Here is a 15,860-nt window from a genome sequence, read left to right on the forward strand (position 1 = left end):
GCGCCGCTCTTTTGCGATAGGCTGTTCTTTGAACGACTTATCATTTGAATATAAAGTTACGTATGGTGTGCAACTTCGGGTTGTATAGCGATACGGCCTTATTATGTGAGGTAATCCCATGAAACAAGGTATCCACCCAGACTACGCTGAAATCACTGCAACATGCTCTTGCGGTAACGTAATGAAAATCCGTTCAACAATGGGTAAAGACATCAACCTAGACGTATGTTCTTCTTGTCACCCATTCTACACTGGTAAGCAACGTAACGTTGATACTGGTGGTCGTGTTGATCGCTTCAAGAAGCGTTTCGGTGCATTGGGCAAAAAATAAGCCCATTACCTTTATCGGTATCGATATTAAAAAAGCGCCTATATGGCGCTTTTTTATTGCCTAGACATTAATGCAAGTGATGAGTTTGCAAATGCCTGTCCCAATTGCCACCACTCAACCGTTGACATTTTTCCTCGCTATCAAAACGTATTGAAGCAGCCTGAGACTTAATACTCTCTAAAGCAATATTCACACTGTTTATAAAGTCCATATTCCACTGCGAGGTAATTGCCGCGTTGCGCTGCGACTCAGTTTGAAACACCGCAACGACATGAGGCGCACGCCAGTGTCCAGTGTGGGTAAGCCACACAAAGCCAACACCGTCTTTCTTAGCCGCTTCGCACACATCAGTAAGCACGTTAACAAGCTTTCTATCAGTCACAAATACTTCTCCTGAACGATTACAGCCAACTGCATAAGACTGTTTTTGTTACCCACCTCCCCCACATTTAAAAATACAGTATACGTATGAGGTCGATGCCATTAATAAATCATATGAATGGCAATTATAGCGCTATATTACTGGTCTAATAAGTACGCGTCACCTACATTGGTACATGAGAATTCTGATCAGATATGTACACAGTGAAAGGCTGTGTTAGAGTTGCGATCAACAAGCGATATAGTGAGTATTAATTTTGTGAATAATACCTTACTATTGCCTGTGCACCAGCTAAGGCTGGATTAATTCTAACAAAAACGTCGTGTAACCCTTGCTGTAACATTAACAATAACAACGATAAAAATGCGTACAAGGCGTGAGCGAAGACACCGATGAACCCTACATCTAAGGATACCATTTTACATGTCAGATTTTAGACAACGCGCACTTGATTACCATGCTAAACCCACGCCGGGAAAAATTCGCGTGGAGCTTTCTACCCCGGCTGATAGCGTTGACGATCTTGCACTCGCCTATAGTCCCGGCGTTGCCGAGCCTGTCAGAGAAATAGCTGAAGATCCTGATAATGCCTATAAGTATACAGCGAAAGGCAATATGGTTGCTGTTATTAGTAACGGTACTGCTATTTTAGGACTGGGTAATCTTGGACCTTTAGCATCTAAACCTGTAATGGAAGGTAAAGCGCTTTTGTTTAAACGCTTCGCTGGACTCGATGCCATTGATATTGAAGTTAAGCACAGAACTACCGAAGAGTTTATTAACACGGTAGCCAACATTGCAGACACGTTTGGCGGTATCAACTTAGAAGATATCAAAGCGCCAGAATGTTTTGAAATAGAACAAGAACTTATCAAGCGCTGTAATATACCTGTGTTCCATGACGATCAACACGGAACAGCTATCGTTACCGCTGCGGGTATGCTTAATGCCCTTGAAATTCAAGGTAAGTCGATAGAGAGCGCCAAGATAGTGTGCATGGGCGCAGGCGCAGCAGCTGTTGCATGCATGGAGCTGCTTATTAAGTGCGGCGCGCAGCGCGAGCGTATTTACATGCTCGATAGAAAAGGGGTTATTCACACTCGTCGCGAGGATTTAACCGAACATAAAAAGCTCTTTGCAAATAATACCGACAAGCGCACCCTTGAAGACGTAATGGAAGGCGCCGATATATTTGTAGGCGTTTCTGGTCCAGATGTACTGCCTCCAGAAACGTTAGCATTAATGGCTGAAAACCCAATTGTGTTTGCTTGTTCAAACCCAGACCCAGAAATAAAGCCTGAACTTGCGCACGAAGTACGCAAAGACTTAATTATGGCCACTGGCCGTTCGGACTACCCGAACCAAGTAAACAACGTACTGTGCTTCCCATTCATCTTCCGTGGTGCACTGGATGTGCGTGCTAAAGCCATTAACGATGAGATGAAAGTGGCCGCGGTTGAAGCGCTGCGCGCTATCACTAAAGAAGAGGTGCCAGCAGAGGTACTTGCGGCAAGTAAAAGTGAGAGTTTAACGTTTGGTAAGGACTATATTATCCCGAAGCCTATGGACCCTCGCTTGTGTGAACGTATCGCGTCTGCGGTATCAAAAGCCGCTATTGAGTCTGGTGTAGCGCGCATCGTGCAAACACCAAATGCTGAATAACAATTTACTCGTACTCTAATAAAAACGGCGCTTATCTTAAGCGCCGTTTTTATTATCTATGGCCAACAATTGATTAGTCTTCGCTTACGCGTCTTCTGTCACGTCATTCTCGAAACTAGGGTCAATGCCCATCTCTTCCATAATTCGTCTAGCTTCTGCCGGCACGCGATTAGGATTGTCTTTTCTCAAATCATCATCATTGGGCAGGGGTTGCCCTGTAAATGCGTGTAGAAATGCTTCGCACAGCAACTCTGAATTGGTTGCGTGTCGTAAATTGTTTATCTGCCGACGAGTGCGTTCGTCTGTCAACGCTTTAAGCACATTAATGGGTATAGAAACAGTGACTTTCTTAACCTGTTCGCTCTTTTTACCATGCTCTGCGTAGGGGTGAATATATTTACCGTTCCATTCTGCCATTGTACTAACTCGGTCTACTCTTATTTATGTTATGAATAGAAATTCTAAACAAGTTCACGAAAAGGTCAATTGAGCAGTGTAAACCTCTTGACGTCTAGACATATATTCTTTAATTTAGACGTCTAAACGTCTATATGATTACTATTTTGAGAGAATAAGCCATGGTTTCTTACGCACAGGGTATCGATGCATTAAATCAGTCACTATCAGAGCTGCGTGATATTGATGTGTCTTTTGAGTTTTTCCCACCAAAAACCGAAGCCATGGAAAAAACACTCTGGAAATCAGTTGAGCGTCTTGCGCCGCTAAAACCAAGTTATATGTCAGTAACCTATGGTGCAAACAGTGGCGAGCGCGATAGAACACACGATGTGGTAAAGCGCATTCAACAACAAACAGGCGTAGCTGCTGTGCCGCATTTAACCTGTGTTGATGCAAGCCGTGAGGAATTAAAGCAAATTGCGCAAGATTACTGGGACTCAGGTATTCGCCGTATTGTTGCCCTGCGTGGTGACTTACCACCGGGAGTCGATAAAACAGAAATGTACGCGTCAGACTTAGTCGCATTGCTAAAAGACGTGGCTGATTTTGACATTTCAGTTGCAGCGTATCCTGAAAAACACCCTGAAGCACCTAACGCTCAATTCGATCTACTGAATTTGAAGCGCAAAGCTGAAGCGGGTGCCACTGAAGCCATTTCACAGTTCTTTTTTGATACCAGCGTATTCTTACGCTTTAGAGACCGTGCCGCCGCAGCAGGTGTAGACCTAGACCTAGTGCCAGGTATATTGCCTGTTACCAATTACCAAACTTTGGTGAAGTTTGCCGGGTTTACCAATGTGCACGTACCAGGTTGGCTACATAAAATGTTCGACGGATTAGATGAGGACGACCAAGCAACACGTAACCTTATTGGTGCCAACATTGCCATGGACCAAGTTAAAGTGTTGGCAAAAGAAGGCGTTAAGCATTTTCACTTCTACACGCTTAATCGCAGTGAGTTGAGCTATGCCATTTGTCACATGCTTGGAGTGCGCGGGAACGGATAAATAGCTTTTTACACAAAAGTTTTGCTACAACGTCTTCTCACAGTTAACATTTCATAAGGTGCGCGCAGGTGCACCTTATTCTTATCTTAAGTCATTGAGTGTTATCAGGAGAGCTAGCGTGGATTTAGACAGGGTAAAAGCCATATATAGGGACGTTGCCCCGCAAGTCAAAGATCTCTTTGATATCTTTATTAAGCGCTGCAAAGAAGACAATATTGCGGTGTCCGCTGGGCATTTGGCTTATGTCACTTTACTCTCGCTTGTCCCTTTTATAATGGTGACGTTTACCATAATGTCAGCGTTTCCCGCATTCGCATCGGTACGCAGCAAGCTCGAGCACTTTATTTTTAGTAACTTTGTGCCAACCGCCAGTGATGTTGTTCACAAATACATGACTGACTTTGTGGGAAATGCGTCACAAATGAGTGCCATTGGTATTTTGTCACTGCTCGTCGTTGCACTTTTGCTTATTTCAAATGTCGATAAAACTCTTAATCGAATCTGGCGTACGCAAAGTGACAGACCCATCATCTATACGTTTGCGATTTATTGGATGGTTATAACGCTTGGCCCCATGCTTATTGGCTCGAGTGTTATCGTAAGTTCATATCTAACAGGGCTTGCTGCATTCACCGAAGAATATACACCAGGCCTTGGCACTTTCTTGCTCAGTTTAGTGCCTAGCGGCGCCGCCATGATCGCGTTCGCTATTTTGTATATGGTAGTGCCAAACAGACGGGTATTTGCGCGCCACGCTTTCGCGGGTGCGTTAGTTGCCACTATTGCATTTGAAATGACAAAGTCAGGTTTTGCACTTTACGTCACCAACTTTCCCTCTTATGAGTTAATTTACGGTGCACTTGCGGTTATACCCATCTTGTTTTTCTGGGTTTATTTGTCGTGGATCATCGTGTTATTTGGTGCCGAATTCACGTGTAGTTTGGGTGAAGCATTTGAGAATAGAAAAGCGGAACACGAGCCCAGAAAGGTCCCTCAAGAATAGGTGTGAGGATAGAAGCTATCTAGCGCGTGAATTACGCACAAAAAAAGGGAGCTACTGCTCCCTTTCCACATAGATCTGCTATTAGTTTTTCATTGACGCAATAAACGCATCAGACTCGGCAATGGCTGAGTTCATTTGGCGAATAAGCTGAGCAACATTGCTCTCAATAGTTGATAATTCACCTTGCAGTGCACCAATTGCACTCGCATTTAGATTGTGTTTTAAATACAACACATTGTCTTGTAAGGCCGTTAATACTGGCGGCATTTTGCTTTCAGCATTTCGCATAGCGCTCATAAGCGACTTATAACGACGCTGCGTTTCACGCAACTTTGCAGCACTATCACGCTTAAGCGATGCATTTTGGTACTTTTCTAACTCTTCCTGCCATTCATCGAAGAGCGCTTCGGCAACACTTTCCACCTTATCGATACGAGCACTCACCTCTTCGGCAGCCGCTACGCTATCTTCGTACTGGCCGTTTAAACGGTCATATACATCTTCAAGTTCACCGCCATCAAAGGCAACCGCAGCACTAAATGCTTCAAGTGCAGAACTAAACTGCTCTTGCGCGTCTTCTTGTGACTCTTTGGCATTCTCAACACGGTCTACTAAGATATCGCGCTTTTCTACGCCAACCTTTTCCCATGCCGCATAGTAAGCAGACTGACAACCGCTAAGGGCTACCATTGCCACAAAGACTGATGCTATGAGTTTCATTAGCCTAATCTCCACCCTTGTAGCGCGCTGCGCTGATAATACAAATCAAATGTAAAATGACACCTAAAGGCCAAAATACAACGGCTAACACCACGGTGGCCGCAAGTGCATAAGACACACCTACCGCAACGAAGTAAAACAACGCCCCTAAAATGCGGCCTTGTACTAAATGCCCTAAACCAGGGATAAAAAAGTTACAGATAGCGGCAATAACGTTACCACCTGATCCTTGACCTGCCATATAAACATCCTCGCATTTATGACTATAATGTGATTAGCTAGTACGCATAACACTTTTTCTAGCGTTTATCTTTTTGTGAAACAACCAACAAGATTCGGCGTTAGGAAGGTGAAAGCGGTAAGCTCGCGTAAGTCTTTATAATGATAAATTAAACTAAAACAGGCACTCGCACAACGCGCAGAAACAAAATGAAACGACTTTACCCCGATGTCACCTGCTATCAAAATGGATTTATAGACGTAGGAAGCGGGCACTCGCTCTACTTCGAGCAAAGTGGTAACCCTAACGGGATACCTGTATTGTTTGTTCACGGTGGACCCGGTGCAGGTCTGCCACCCAACTATAAGTGTTTTTTCGACAGCAACAAGTATCGCATTATAGGCTACGAGCAGCGTGGCTGTGGCCGCTCTACCCCTTTAGCCTCAACATCAAATAACGACACGGCAAACAACGTCAACGATATTAATGTATTGCGCGAGCACTTAGGCATTTCTCAGCTATTGCTGTTTGGTGGGTCGTGGGGCTCTACCCTAGCTTTGCTTTATGCGATTAAATATCCTCAAAGGGTGACAGGGTTAATATTACGCGGTGTATTTCTGGCAAGACAGCAAGATAGAGATTGGTTTCTTTCTCCTCAAGGTTGCGCAGCACAACTGTTCCCTGAGTACTACAGGAAATTCACTAAAGATATTCCAGAGCCTATCACTACCGCCGCGGTTTGCGATTTCTACAGCCAAGCCGTGCATTCAAACAATGAAGTGTTGCGTCATGCCGCACTAAAACGGTGGTATCAATGGGAAGAACGTCTATCGCGTATTACGCTACCGCCTGGCGTTGGCGATTGTACTTCTCAGTATCCCATGCAGTTAGTCACCTGCCTAGCCACGCTAGAATGCCATTTCCTTTCAAATAAATGCTTTATCCCCGAGAACTATATCCTTGATAATATAGACAAAATACGCCATATTCCCGCCACTATAATTCACGGTCGATACGACATGATCTGCAAGACAGAAGCCGCAGAAATGCTTCACAAAGCATGGCCTCAAAGTCAATTGCAGATTATTCCAGATGCGGGACACAGCACATCTGAGCCCAGTATTGGGTACGCTTTGTGCAGAGCAACCCGCGATATGTCGCGTTTTCTTCGGGAGTCAAAAAAGTGATAGGACTAATCCAACGCGTTTCACAAGCGAATGTCACAGTAGCCGGCGAAATTGTGGGCGAAATTGGTAAAGGCATGCTGGTGTTACTTGGTGTTGAAAAAGACGATGGCGACGCGCAAATTGAAAAGCTCGCTAACAAATTATGCCGTTATCGCATGTTTAGTGATGAAGACGGTAAGATGAATTTAAATGTCGAGCAAATTGGTGGTGAAATTTTAGTTGTGTCGCAGTTTACGCTAGTTGCCGATACTCAAAAAGGCAACCGTCCAGGCTTTTCCAGGGGCGCCACTCCACAACATGGCGAGGCGATTTATCATAAATTCATCGAAGCACTCAATAAAAAAGGAATGCGCGTTGCTACAGGGCAATTTGGTGCTGATATGCAAGTGGGCCTTATCAACGATGGACCCGTGACATTTCATTTTCAGGTGTAACTCACGATAGTGTTACACCATTGCTTCAACGTATTTCTGCTTACATATTTAAACTTGTGCCGACGTAACGGTTACGTTTAAATAGCAATTCACTTTTACAAAAAGGTCGGTTTATTGTGTACAAGGTTGTAACGCCAAAGAGCGATGCCGAGTTTGACGCTTATTTTCATTTTCGCTGGGAGCATTTACGCCAGCCTTGGAACTTCCCTCCTGGGTCGGAAAAAGATGAATATGAGCAAGTTGCCGAACACCGCATTATTACTAACCGTAATGGCGACATTGTTGCCTGCGGTCGCGTGCATTTAAACACGGCTGAAGAGGCGCAAATTCGCCATATTGCCGTACACCCCGAACATCTTAGAAAAGGGTTGGGGCAAATGATGATGGCAGCACTTGAGAACGTTGCTAAAGACTTAGGGGCAATTCGCGCAGTAACCAATAGCCGAGAAATCTCTATCGATTTTTTCAGTGCCTGTGGCTTTGAGATTGAGAGAGAAGCGCCTAACGAATTGGGTATGCTTAAACGTCAGCAAATGGTGAAGAAGTTTTCTGAAAACAACACCCTTGTGCTGCACCCTAAATGGTGTAAGACGCTACAAGATACGTGGACAGAAACTATACCTATCACTGAGCACATGGGTATTAAGCTTTATCAGTATACTGGCAGAACCTTAGAGACCCGCGCTTCACTGAATAAAAACATCAATATTCACGGTACTATGTTTGCTGGCAGTATTTTTTCATTGGCCACCCTTACGGGATGGGGCATGATTTACCTGCAGTTAAAAGAGCGCGGGTTAGACGGTGACATCGTGCTTGGCGACGGTGACATTCACTATCACAAACCCATTACCATGAAGCCACGTGCAATCTGCAATATCGAAACGCTGTCAGGGAAGTTTAAGCCTTTAGAGAAGAACCATAAAGCACGCTTTGAGCTGAGTGTGGCGATCCTTGATGGAGATAACCCTGTTGCGGAATTTGAAGGTGTATTTTGGGTACTTCCCCCGTCTAAGAACGAAGAAGAGTGAGCGTTAAATCCAAGCTTAATAGCTGTGGTAGTCAGCTCAACGCTATTTAAGACAGATTCAACAGATAATAAAAAAGCGCCGTTCAGGCGCTTTTTTGTATCTCTAAAATAGCTTTACGCTACCATTGCTGCTTGCAGCTTCTTCATCGCGTTCTTTTCAATTTGACGAACGCGCTCTGCAGACACTTGGTACTTGTCAGCTAAATCTTGCAGCGTAATCTTGTTATCTGCCAACCAACGCGTCTCGATAATATCTTGACTGCGCTCATCAAGCGTTTTAATGGCTGAATATAGGCGCTTACTTGCGGCTTTATCCCAATCGTTGTTGATAACATCAGTTTCTACGTCAGAAGATTTATCTTCTAAGTATTGAACAGGTGCAAAATTACCCGTTTCGTCTTCATCTGCCGTTAAATCAAACGCTTGGTCTTGGCTGCTCATACGCGCTTCCATTTGAAGCACTTCTTTTGTACTCACACCCAATTCGTCAGCAACCGTCTGTACTTCATCATGTGTAAACCAGCCAAGGCGTTTCTTCGCTTTACGTAAATTAAAGAACAACTTACGCTGTGCCTTCGTGGTCGCAACTTTAACGATTCGCCAGTTTTTAAGTACAAACTCATGAATTTCGGCTTTAATCCAATGTACCGCAAAAGAAACCAAGCGAACGCCCACTGTAGGGTCAAAACGCTTAACGGCTTTCATCAGACCGATATTACCTTCTTGAATTAGATCAGCTTGTGGCAAGCCGTAACCTGAATAAGACTTTGCAATGTGCACAACAAAACGAAGATGTGACATTACTAGCTTTCGAGCGGCTTGTAAGTCTTCGTCTTCGCGAAGGCGCACTGCCAACTCGCGCTCTTCCTCAGCGCTAAGCATATCAATGCTGCTTACAGCTTGAATGTAGCCTTCGATGCTACCGCTGTGTGGCACTGACAGGGCCATAGATTGCAAATTATTGCTCATTGTTCACCTCATTTATTGCCGCTTCATATTAGCAAAGTAACTGAAGCCGCGCGAGACCTAATTAAGATATGAAGTCTAACCGATATGTAGGTATAGTGACTTTTCACACAATATCAAGACCTACATGTAGAAAAAAAGTTCAAATTTCTGTAGATACTCCCACCTATAAACTAACTTGGTCACAAGAACGCTTATAAAGTGCGAGAGTTGAACTTAATAATACGACTTTTTATTACAGTAGTATTATACGGACGCGAATAAATTTTTGTTTACCGCTAATCTCAGCGTGATGAAAACTACCGTATTCTCTCGCTTCACTTATCAATTAGTATCAATTAGGCTATTTGACTTGTTGTAACACATGATATGTCTTGCTTTTCGCAATGGAAACTGAAAATAATAGATTGATGTAATCGATTTTTTGCACTACTACCGCTGCAGCGCTTTTCTTTAGACACAAACTATAAAAAACAAGTCGATGTATAAGGGATGCCATTCATGCAGCAAAGAGGGATTTGATGTTTGCTTATGTCGCTAGACAACCTATATTCGATGTAAATCGCGAAGTTTACGCCTACGAATTACTTTTTAGAATTGGCGAAGAAAACTGCTTCCCTGATATTCCTCCTGATGAGGCAACGTCGAAAATTCTTACCTCCACTCACCTGAGTTTGGGTATAGAAGAAATTACCGGTGATAAGAAGGCGTTTATTAATTTTCACCGTGACACCCTCATGTTTCGCTTTCCCACATCGCTTGATGCAAGCAAAGTCGTCATAGAAGTGGTCGAGACAGTTGAGGTGGATGATGCACTTGTCGCGGCATGCAAGCACATCAGAGGGTTAGGTTACCCGATTGCACTAGACGACTATGATATGAAAGGGAAATGGGAGGACTTCATCCCTTTCACTAGCGTTGTCAAAATCGATATTACAGAAATCCCTCACGACAAAATTCCCGCCCTTGTAGAACGCTTTAAATCGAAAAAAATAAAACTCGTCGCTGAGCGAATCGAAACCTACGAAGAGTTTCGAAAGTTCAAAGAAATGGGTTTTGACTATTTTCAGGGTTATTTTTTAGCTCGACCAGAAATTGTTCGGCATCGAAAGCTAGGCCCGAGCAGCTTAACAATGATGCAGCTAATGACATTGAGTAGTCAAAGCAAACTCAACTTTGATGAAGTGAACAAAATTATTGAGCGCGATCCATCATTAACCTATTTGCTACTGCGCTTTATCAATAACCCCTTAGTCAACAAACGTCACAAGATCACTTCGCTTAAACACGCTTTAACCTTTATGGGCGAGCTAGAAGTGAAGAAGTTTATTTCGTTGCTTGCGCTTGCGAATTTGAATGATGGTCAACCAACCGAACTCATGCAAATGGCACTGGTTCGCGCTAAATTTTGTGAATTGGTGTACACCAAAATTCATAGCAATGACGACCCAATGACAGGCTTTTTGACAGGCTTACTATCGCTACTTGATGCCATGATGGAACAAAGTATTGAAGATCTGGTGAGTAAAGTGCCAATAAGCGATGAGGTAAAAGATGCTTTGTGTGGAAAACCGGGTTTGCTGCGCAACTGCCTCACACTGTCGCAGTACTTCGAACGCGCAAAATGGGCTGGTATTCAGCAGTTTGCAGTGAAGTATGATATAAAACAAAGCCTACTTCATAGCTACTACAATGAAGCAATAAAATGGGCGAAACATATGCACAACGCAGCGCTTAACGACAATAATGAGTAGAATTAATAACAACAATAGTTGTTAGTTTGCGTTTACATATCTTAGACTACAAAAAGAGCTGCTATTTTTTAAGCAGGCTCATAGAGTTAAGTAATGCGTTTGAGCCGGTTTGGCGCCAAAGGATAGGCAATCAAATCTTATTAGGCACGCGCTACCATGTTGAATCAGGAAAGAATTATGTTCGCGTTTATTGCCCGTCAGCCCATATTAGATAAAAGCAAAAGTGTTTTTGCATACGAACTGCTTTTTCGCGACGGTAAGAGTGGATCTTATCCAGAGCATAGCGAAGAAAAATCGAAGTTTATTACCGAGCAGTTTCACCCTCTGGGTTTAGACGACATCTGTGGTGAGAAAAAGTCATTCATCACATTTTCTTCAGACACACTTATTTCTCGCTTCCCTACAAATTTGAACCCCGACTCTGTCGTGGTAGAGCTTGCTGACCCTACCGACACAAGTAGTGGTTTGTTTGAAGCGTGTCAGCACATAAAGCAATTGGGATTTAAGCTGGCCATTGACGATCCTATGATGGTGGGCTCAAAACACGACATTTTTCCACTTATTGATATCGTTAAAGTTGACGTTACAAAGGGTCGCTTTGAGACCATTGAGAAGCAGATCCCCCGTTATCACGATGCCAATGTACAATTGGTCGCTGAGCAAGTTAACACTCAGGACAATTTTTCAACGTGCGTTGACTTAGGCTTTGACTTCTTCCAAGGGTATTTTTTCTCTCAGCCAGAAGCGCGAATTCTTCGACAATTGCCAGCATCGAAAATGAATGTCGTGGACTTGATGGGCGAAAGCGCTAATGCTGACTTTGACATTGCGCGCATCAGTCAAATTATTGAGCGCGATGCGACATTAAGCTTTTTACTACTGAAGTTTATCAATAACCCTACTATTAATAAGCGATACAAAATCACTTCACTTCGCCATGCATTGAATTACATGGGAGAAGTAGAGATTAAGAAGTTTATCGCGCTACTAAGCCTAACGAATTTAGGTGACGAAAAGCCGCTTGAAATTATCCACATGTCTCTGGTTCGCGCCAAATTTTTCGACTTGCTTGCTGAACGCCGCGGACTCAAAAACAACCCGCCTATTTCATTTTTGGTTGGTTTGTTTTCACTGCTAGAAGGTCTGCTTGACCAATCAATGACAGACATATTAAAGCAGCTTCCACTATCAGAAGAAGTAAACGACGCCTTGCTGGGTAAGAATGTTGAATTAAATAGTTACATGACATTAGTAAGAGCTTTTGAAAGTGCCCTTTGGATGAATGTTATTAAGCAAGCAAAGCTATTGGATATTGACCAAAAGCAGCTTCACGTTTTGTACAATCAGGCCATTGTATGGGGTAACGGCGTAAGAAGTGCCATTTCATCACATTACCCGCGCGCCATTGCTTAGCATTTATTATAAAACGGAAAAAGGCCCTACAAGGGCCTTTTTTAATTACGCTGTTTTTTAAGCTATATCTACTTAAATTATATTTCCTAAAATTCTGTGTTCAAAAATTATTTGGGCTCAATTTGTCGCACGTGACGCTGCACTGAAATCAGAGAGCCTAACAATCCGAGTAATATAGATAACCCCAACATAGTCAGTAACGCACTTCCGGTTAACCCTGTGATGTTGAACTCTTTTTGATACATAGAAGCAAATGTTGTAATACTGCTATCCATCCACCATAAAATAATGATCACCGCAAACCAGGCCATTAAGCCACCAAGCAGCCCATACCAAAAGCCTGTGTACAAGAACGGACGATGGATAAATGCATCTGTCGCGCCTACCAATTTCATTACAACGATTTCATCATACTTATTGAGGATATTAAGGCGAATGGTGTTACCGATAATTAGCACCACTGCAATAAATAACAGCAGGCCGATTAACGTGACGAGGTCTCTGGCGATATCAATGACCGCATAGAGACGCTCAAGCCACTCAATATCTAGCTTACCTATATCGACTTCTCGCTGTTGCCTTAATTTATCTAACAATGCTTGCGCTGCGGTAGGCGACGCGTGTTTTTCATTTGGCGTAACTAATACAACATCGGGTAGCGGATTTTTTTCTAGGTAGGCAATGGCATCACCGAGTCCTGATAAATGCTGAAACTCTTTTAATGCGTCATCAGCTGGAATGTATACCACACTGTCGATTTCCGACCATGTGTTGAGCCGAGCAACCAGTTGTTGTGAACTAGTCGCCGACACATTGGGCTTTAGAAACAAGGATATCTCCGATGCCTGGTCCCACCCAGCGGTAATTTTTTCGGTGTTTTTGACCATAATATACAGGGTGCTTGGCAATGTGATACTTAATCCCAAAACACCTATGGTCATGAGCGATGCCATGGGCTGTCGCCACAACTCACCTAGGCTTGAAAGCGCTTGTCTGACATGGCTCACAAAAAACATCACAATGGTTTGCAGTAATCCAACCTTTGACGATGAAGCACCTTGGGCTCGGCCTTTGAACAAAATACTCATGACCAGTCTCCATCGACAGTGGTGTCTAACTCTTCGGTCAACCCATCGGTAATCATTTGTCCATTCTTAAGCGTTAGCGTGCGGTAGCGCATACGAGCAATGAGTCCTAAATCGTGAGTGGCAATAAGCACTGACACACCGGCTTGATTGAAATCTTCAAAAAGGCGAATGATTTCCATCGACAGTTTAGGGTCAAGGTTACCAGTTGGTTCGTCGGCCAATAACAAAGGAGGTTTATTCACAACGGCTCGTGCTATGCCAACGCGCTGTTGCTCACCACCAGAAAGCGTAATAGGTAAGCATCTGACCTTGTCTCGTAGACCCACCATTTCAAGTGCAGCTTCAACACGCTTGCGTATTTCTTTGTGAGTATACCCTTCAATAACTAACGGCAATGCAACATTGTCAAAAACTGTTTTATCCATAAGCAGCTGATGACTTTGAAAAATCATACCGATATCACGACGGATATAAGCAATGTCACGGCGAGTAATACTGTTTAGATCATGCCCATTAATAAGCACTCTACCTACAGTAGGTCGCTCCATAATACTGATAAGTTTGAGCAACGTGCTTTTACCCGCACCAGAGTGGCCCGTTAGAAAGGCCATTTCCCCTGGGGCGATATGGAAATTCACCTTACTTAAGGCGCGCTGGCCGCCAGGGTAGGTTTTGCTTACCTGCTCAAACTTTATCATTATTGTTCCCTACTGCCGCGTTAGATTAGCTTTGTGGTGTTTCCATTTCGCTAAACAAGGCATCTATAAATTCTTGGCCATCGAATTGACGTAAATCGTCAATGTTCTCGCCGACACCTATATACCTTATCGGAATGTTAAACTGATCAGCAATAGAGAATATAACGCCACCTTTTGCTGTGCCATCTAACTTGGTCAATGTGATCCCCGTTAAACCAACTGCTTCATTAAACAATTTAGCCTGACTAACAGCGTTCTGTCCTGTTCCAGCATCTAATGTCAACATGACTTCATGAGGCGCATTGGGGTTAAGCTTTTTCATTACCCTAACCACTTTTTTGAGTTCTTCCATTAAGTTGTTTTTGTTTTGCAAACGCCCTGCAGTATCGGCGATCAGCACATCAGTACCACGAGATTTCGCCGCTTCAAGTGCATCGTACAGTACCGATGCACTGTCAGCACCTGTATGCTGAGCAATAACCGGAATATCATTGCGCTCACCCCACACCTGCAGCTGCTCCACCGCTGCCGCCCTAAAGGTATCGCCCGCAGCAAGCATGACTTTTTTGCCCTGTTGCTGGAACTGTTTAGCAAGCTTACCGATAGTTGTGGTTTTACCTACGCCGTTTACGCCCACCATAAGGATAACGAAAGGCCCTTCAGCTGAGTCGTGCGCTTGCATAACTTCAGGTAACGGTTGGTTCACTTTTGACAGCATGCCTGCCATTTGTTGCTTAAGAATGTCTAATAAGGCTTCAGCATCTTTAAGCTGTTTGCGCGAGGCACTGTCGGTAAGGTGATTGATTATCTTTTGTGTGGTGTCCATGCCCACGTCAGCGACAAGTAACTGTGTTTCAAGATCTTCATATAGCTCATCGTCTATAGCCTTGCCTTTAAACAAGCTAACGATGCCACTACCTAAATTTTCTTTCGTACGTGACAAACTGTCTTTTAATCGAGCAAAAAGAGACTTTTTCTCTTTTGGTTCAGCCTCAGCTTGCGCTTTAGCCTGTGCCTCCGCCTCAGCTTGCGCTTTTGCCTGTGCCTCCGCCTCAGCTTGGGCTTTTGCCTGTGCTTCTGCCTCAGCTTGCGCCTTCGCCTGTGCTTCTGCCTCAGCTTGCGCCTTTGCCTGTGCTTCTGCTTCAGCTTGCGCTTTTGCCTGTGCTTCTGCCTGTGCTTGCGCCTTCGCCTGTGCTTCTGCCTCAGCTTGCGCTTTAGCCTGTGCTTCTGCCTCAGCTTGCGCCTTCGCCTGTGCTTCCGCCTCAGCTTGCGCTTTAGCCTGTACTTCCGCCTCAGCTTGCGCTTTAGCCTGTGCTTCCGCCTCAGCTTGCGCCTTCGCCTGTGCTTCCGCCTCAGCTTGCGCTCGTTTTTCTGCTGCGGCTTTTTCTTGCGCTTGTTGTTGCGCTAGCTCTTGCGCCTGTTGCGCTTTTTCTTTCTCTGCTTTTTTATTCTTGCTGAACCAGCCAAAAAGTTTCGACATTGTTAGGACAAATCCTTATAAATTCT

17 protein-coding genes are annotated in these 15,860 nt (G+C 44.0%); 9 read left to right on the top strand and 8 right to left on the bottom strand.

Features of this window, described 5'->3' with window-relative positions; genetic code table 11:
* Positions 1 to 118 precede the first annotated feature (118 nt).
* Complete coding sequence (rpmE, locus tag JN178_RS17695; RefSeq protein WP_071816133.1) at positions 119 to 331, top strand: 50S ribosomal protein L31; 213 nt, start codon at positions 119 to 121, stop codon at positions 329 to 331.
* A gap of 67 nt (positions 332 to 398) precedes the next feature.
* On the opposite strand, the gene JN178_RS17700 is transcribed toward rpmE, so the two are convergent.
* Entirely contained in the window at positions 399 to 713 is a 315-nt protein-coding gene (locus JN178_RS17700; protein ID WP_202262655.1) for a hypothetical protein, read from the bottom strand.
* Between the two features lie 423 nt (positions 714 to 1,136).
* Between JN178_RS17700 and JN178_RS17705 the strand changes: the two genes are divergently transcribed.
* Positions 1,137 to 2,375 carry a malic enzyme-like NAD(P)-binding protein gene (locus JN178_RS17705; protein WP_159627545.1) on the top strand — a complete coding sequence of 413 codons (1,239 nt, stop codon included), beginning with the start codon at positions 1,137 to 1,139 and terminating at the stop codon, positions 2,373 to 2,375.
* An 84-nt stretch (positions 2,376 to 2,459) separates the two neighbouring features.
* Here JN178_RS17705 and metJ read toward each other — a convergent pair whose 3' ends face one another.
* Positions 2,460 to 2,792: a met regulon transcriptional regulator MetJ gene (gene metJ / locus JN178_RS17710; protein ID WP_159627547.1), complete on the bottom strand. Its 333-nt coding sequence runs from the start codon at positions 2,790 to 2,792 to the stop codon at positions 2,460 to 2,462.
* 161 nt (positions 2,793 to 2,953) lie between these two features.
* Here metJ and metF point away from each other — a divergent pair, with 161 nt between their 5' ends.
* Together metF and JN178_RS17720 are read left to right on the top strand one after the other, a co-directional pair.
* Positions 2,954 to 3,841 (top strand): methylenetetrahydrofolate reductase, encoded by an 888-nt coding sequence (gene metF, locus JN178_RS17715; RefSeq protein WP_159627549.1) that lies wholly within the window; start codon positions 2,954 to 2,956, stop codon positions 3,839 to 3,841.
* A 118-nt stretch (positions 3,842 to 3,959) separates the two neighbouring features.
* On the top strand, positions 3,960 to 4,844 hold the full coding sequence (locus JN178_RS17720) for a virulence factor BrkB family protein (RefSeq protein ID WP_202262656.1): 885 nt from the start codon (positions 3,960 to 3,962) through the stop codon (positions 4,842 to 4,844).
* Positions 4,845 to 4,925: 81 nt separating this feature from the next.
* Here JN178_RS17720 and JN178_RS17725 read toward each other — a convergent pair whose 3' ends face one another.
* Positions 4,926 to 5,564, bottom strand: a complete 639-nt coding sequence (locus tag JN178_RS17725; protein ID WP_202262657.1) for a DUF2959 domain-containing protein — start codon at positions 5,562 to 5,564, stop codon at positions 4,926 to 4,928.
* Between the two features lie 4 nt (positions 5,565 to 5,568).
* Positions 5,569 to 5,805 carry a hypothetical protein gene (locus JN178_RS17730; protein ID WP_159627555.1) on the bottom strand — a complete coding sequence of 79 codons (237 nt, stop codon included), beginning with the start codon at positions 5,803 to 5,805 and terminating at the stop codon, positions 5,569 to 5,571.
* Positions 5,806 to 5,993: 188 nt separating this feature from the next.
* Between JN178_RS17730 and pip the strand changes: the two genes are divergently transcribed.
* The 3 genes from pip (at position 5,994) to JN178_RS17745 (ending at position 8,436) form a co-directional block, all read left to right on the top strand.
* Entirely contained in the window at positions 5,994 to 6,971 is a 978-nt protein-coding gene (pip, locus tag JN178_RS17735; RefSeq protein ID WP_202262658.1) for a prolyl aminopeptidase, read from the top strand.
* Positions 6,968 to 7,405 carry a D-aminoacyl-tRNA deacylase gene (gene dtd, locus JN178_RS17740; RefSeq protein ID WP_202262659.1) on the top strand — a complete coding sequence of 146 codons (438 nt, stop codon included), beginning with the start codon at positions 6,968 to 6,970 and terminating at the stop codon, positions 7,403 to 7,405. Before pip ends, dtd begins: the two co-directional genes overlap by 4 nt.
* A gap of 116 nt (positions 7,406 to 7,521) precedes the next feature.
* Complete coding sequence (locus tag JN178_RS17745) at positions 7,522 to 8,436, top strand: bifunctional GNAT family N-acetyltransferase/hotdog fold thioesterase (RefSeq protein ID WP_159627561.1); 915 nt, start codon at positions 7,522 to 7,524, stop codon at positions 8,434 to 8,436.
* A gap of 113 nt (positions 8,437 to 8,549) precedes the next feature.
* Here the strand turns inward: JN178_RS17745 and rpoH are convergent, their stop codons facing one another.
* The gene (gene rpoH / locus JN178_RS17750; protein WP_159627563.1) at positions 8,550 to 9,404 is read right to left on the bottom strand and encodes an RNA polymerase sigma factor RpoH; all 855 of its coding nucleotides are present in this window, start codon (positions 9,402 to 9,404) and stop codon (positions 8,550 to 8,552) included.
* Between the two features lie 518 nt (positions 9,405 to 9,922).
* Here rpoH and JN178_RS17755 point away from each other — a divergent pair.
* Complete coding sequence (locus tag JN178_RS17755) at positions 9,923 to 11,155, top strand: EAL and HDOD domain-containing protein (RefSeq protein ID WP_202262660.1); 1,233 nt, start codon at positions 9,923 to 9,925, stop codon at positions 11,153 to 11,155.
* Positions 11,156 to 11,332: 177 nt separating this feature from the next.
* The gene (locus JN178_RS17760; protein WP_202262661.1) at positions 11,333 to 12,568 is read left to right on the top strand and encodes an EAL and HDOD domain-containing protein; all 1,236 of its coding nucleotides are present in this window, start codon (positions 11,333 to 11,335) and stop codon (positions 12,566 to 12,568) included.
* A 107-nt stretch (positions 12,569 to 12,675) separates the two neighbouring features.
* Here JN178_RS17760 and ftsX read toward each other — a convergent pair whose 3' ends face one another.
* The 3 genes from ftsX to ftsY are packed head-to-tail and all read right to left on the bottom strand — an operon-like array spanning position 12,676 to position 15,834.
* Entirely contained in the window at positions 12,676 to 13,656 is a 981-nt protein-coding gene (gene ftsX, locus JN178_RS17765; protein WP_159627569.1) for a permease-like cell division protein FtsX, read from the bottom strand.
* Positions 13,653 to 14,354, bottom strand: coding sequence for a cell division ATP-binding protein FtsE (ftsE, locus tag JN178_RS17770; protein WP_202262662.1), 702 nt, complete (start codon positions 14,352 to 14,354; stop codon positions 13,653 to 13,655). The genes ftsX and ftsE overlap by 4 nt, the downstream gene beginning before the upstream one ends.
* 25 nt (positions 14,355 to 14,379) lie before the next feature.
* Positions 14,380 to 15,834, bottom strand: a complete 1,455-nt coding sequence (gene ftsY / locus JN178_RS17775) for a signal recognition particle-docking protein FtsY (protein WP_202262663.1) — start codon at positions 15,832 to 15,834, stop codon at positions 14,380 to 14,382.
* Between the last annotated feature and the right edge of the window lie 26 nt (positions 15,835 to 15,860).

The sequence above is a fragment of the Alteromonas sp. KC3 genome (assembly GCF_016756315.1).
Classification (GTDB): domain Bacteria; phylum Pseudomonadota; class Gammaproteobacteria; order Enterobacterales; family Alteromonadaceae; genus Alteromonas.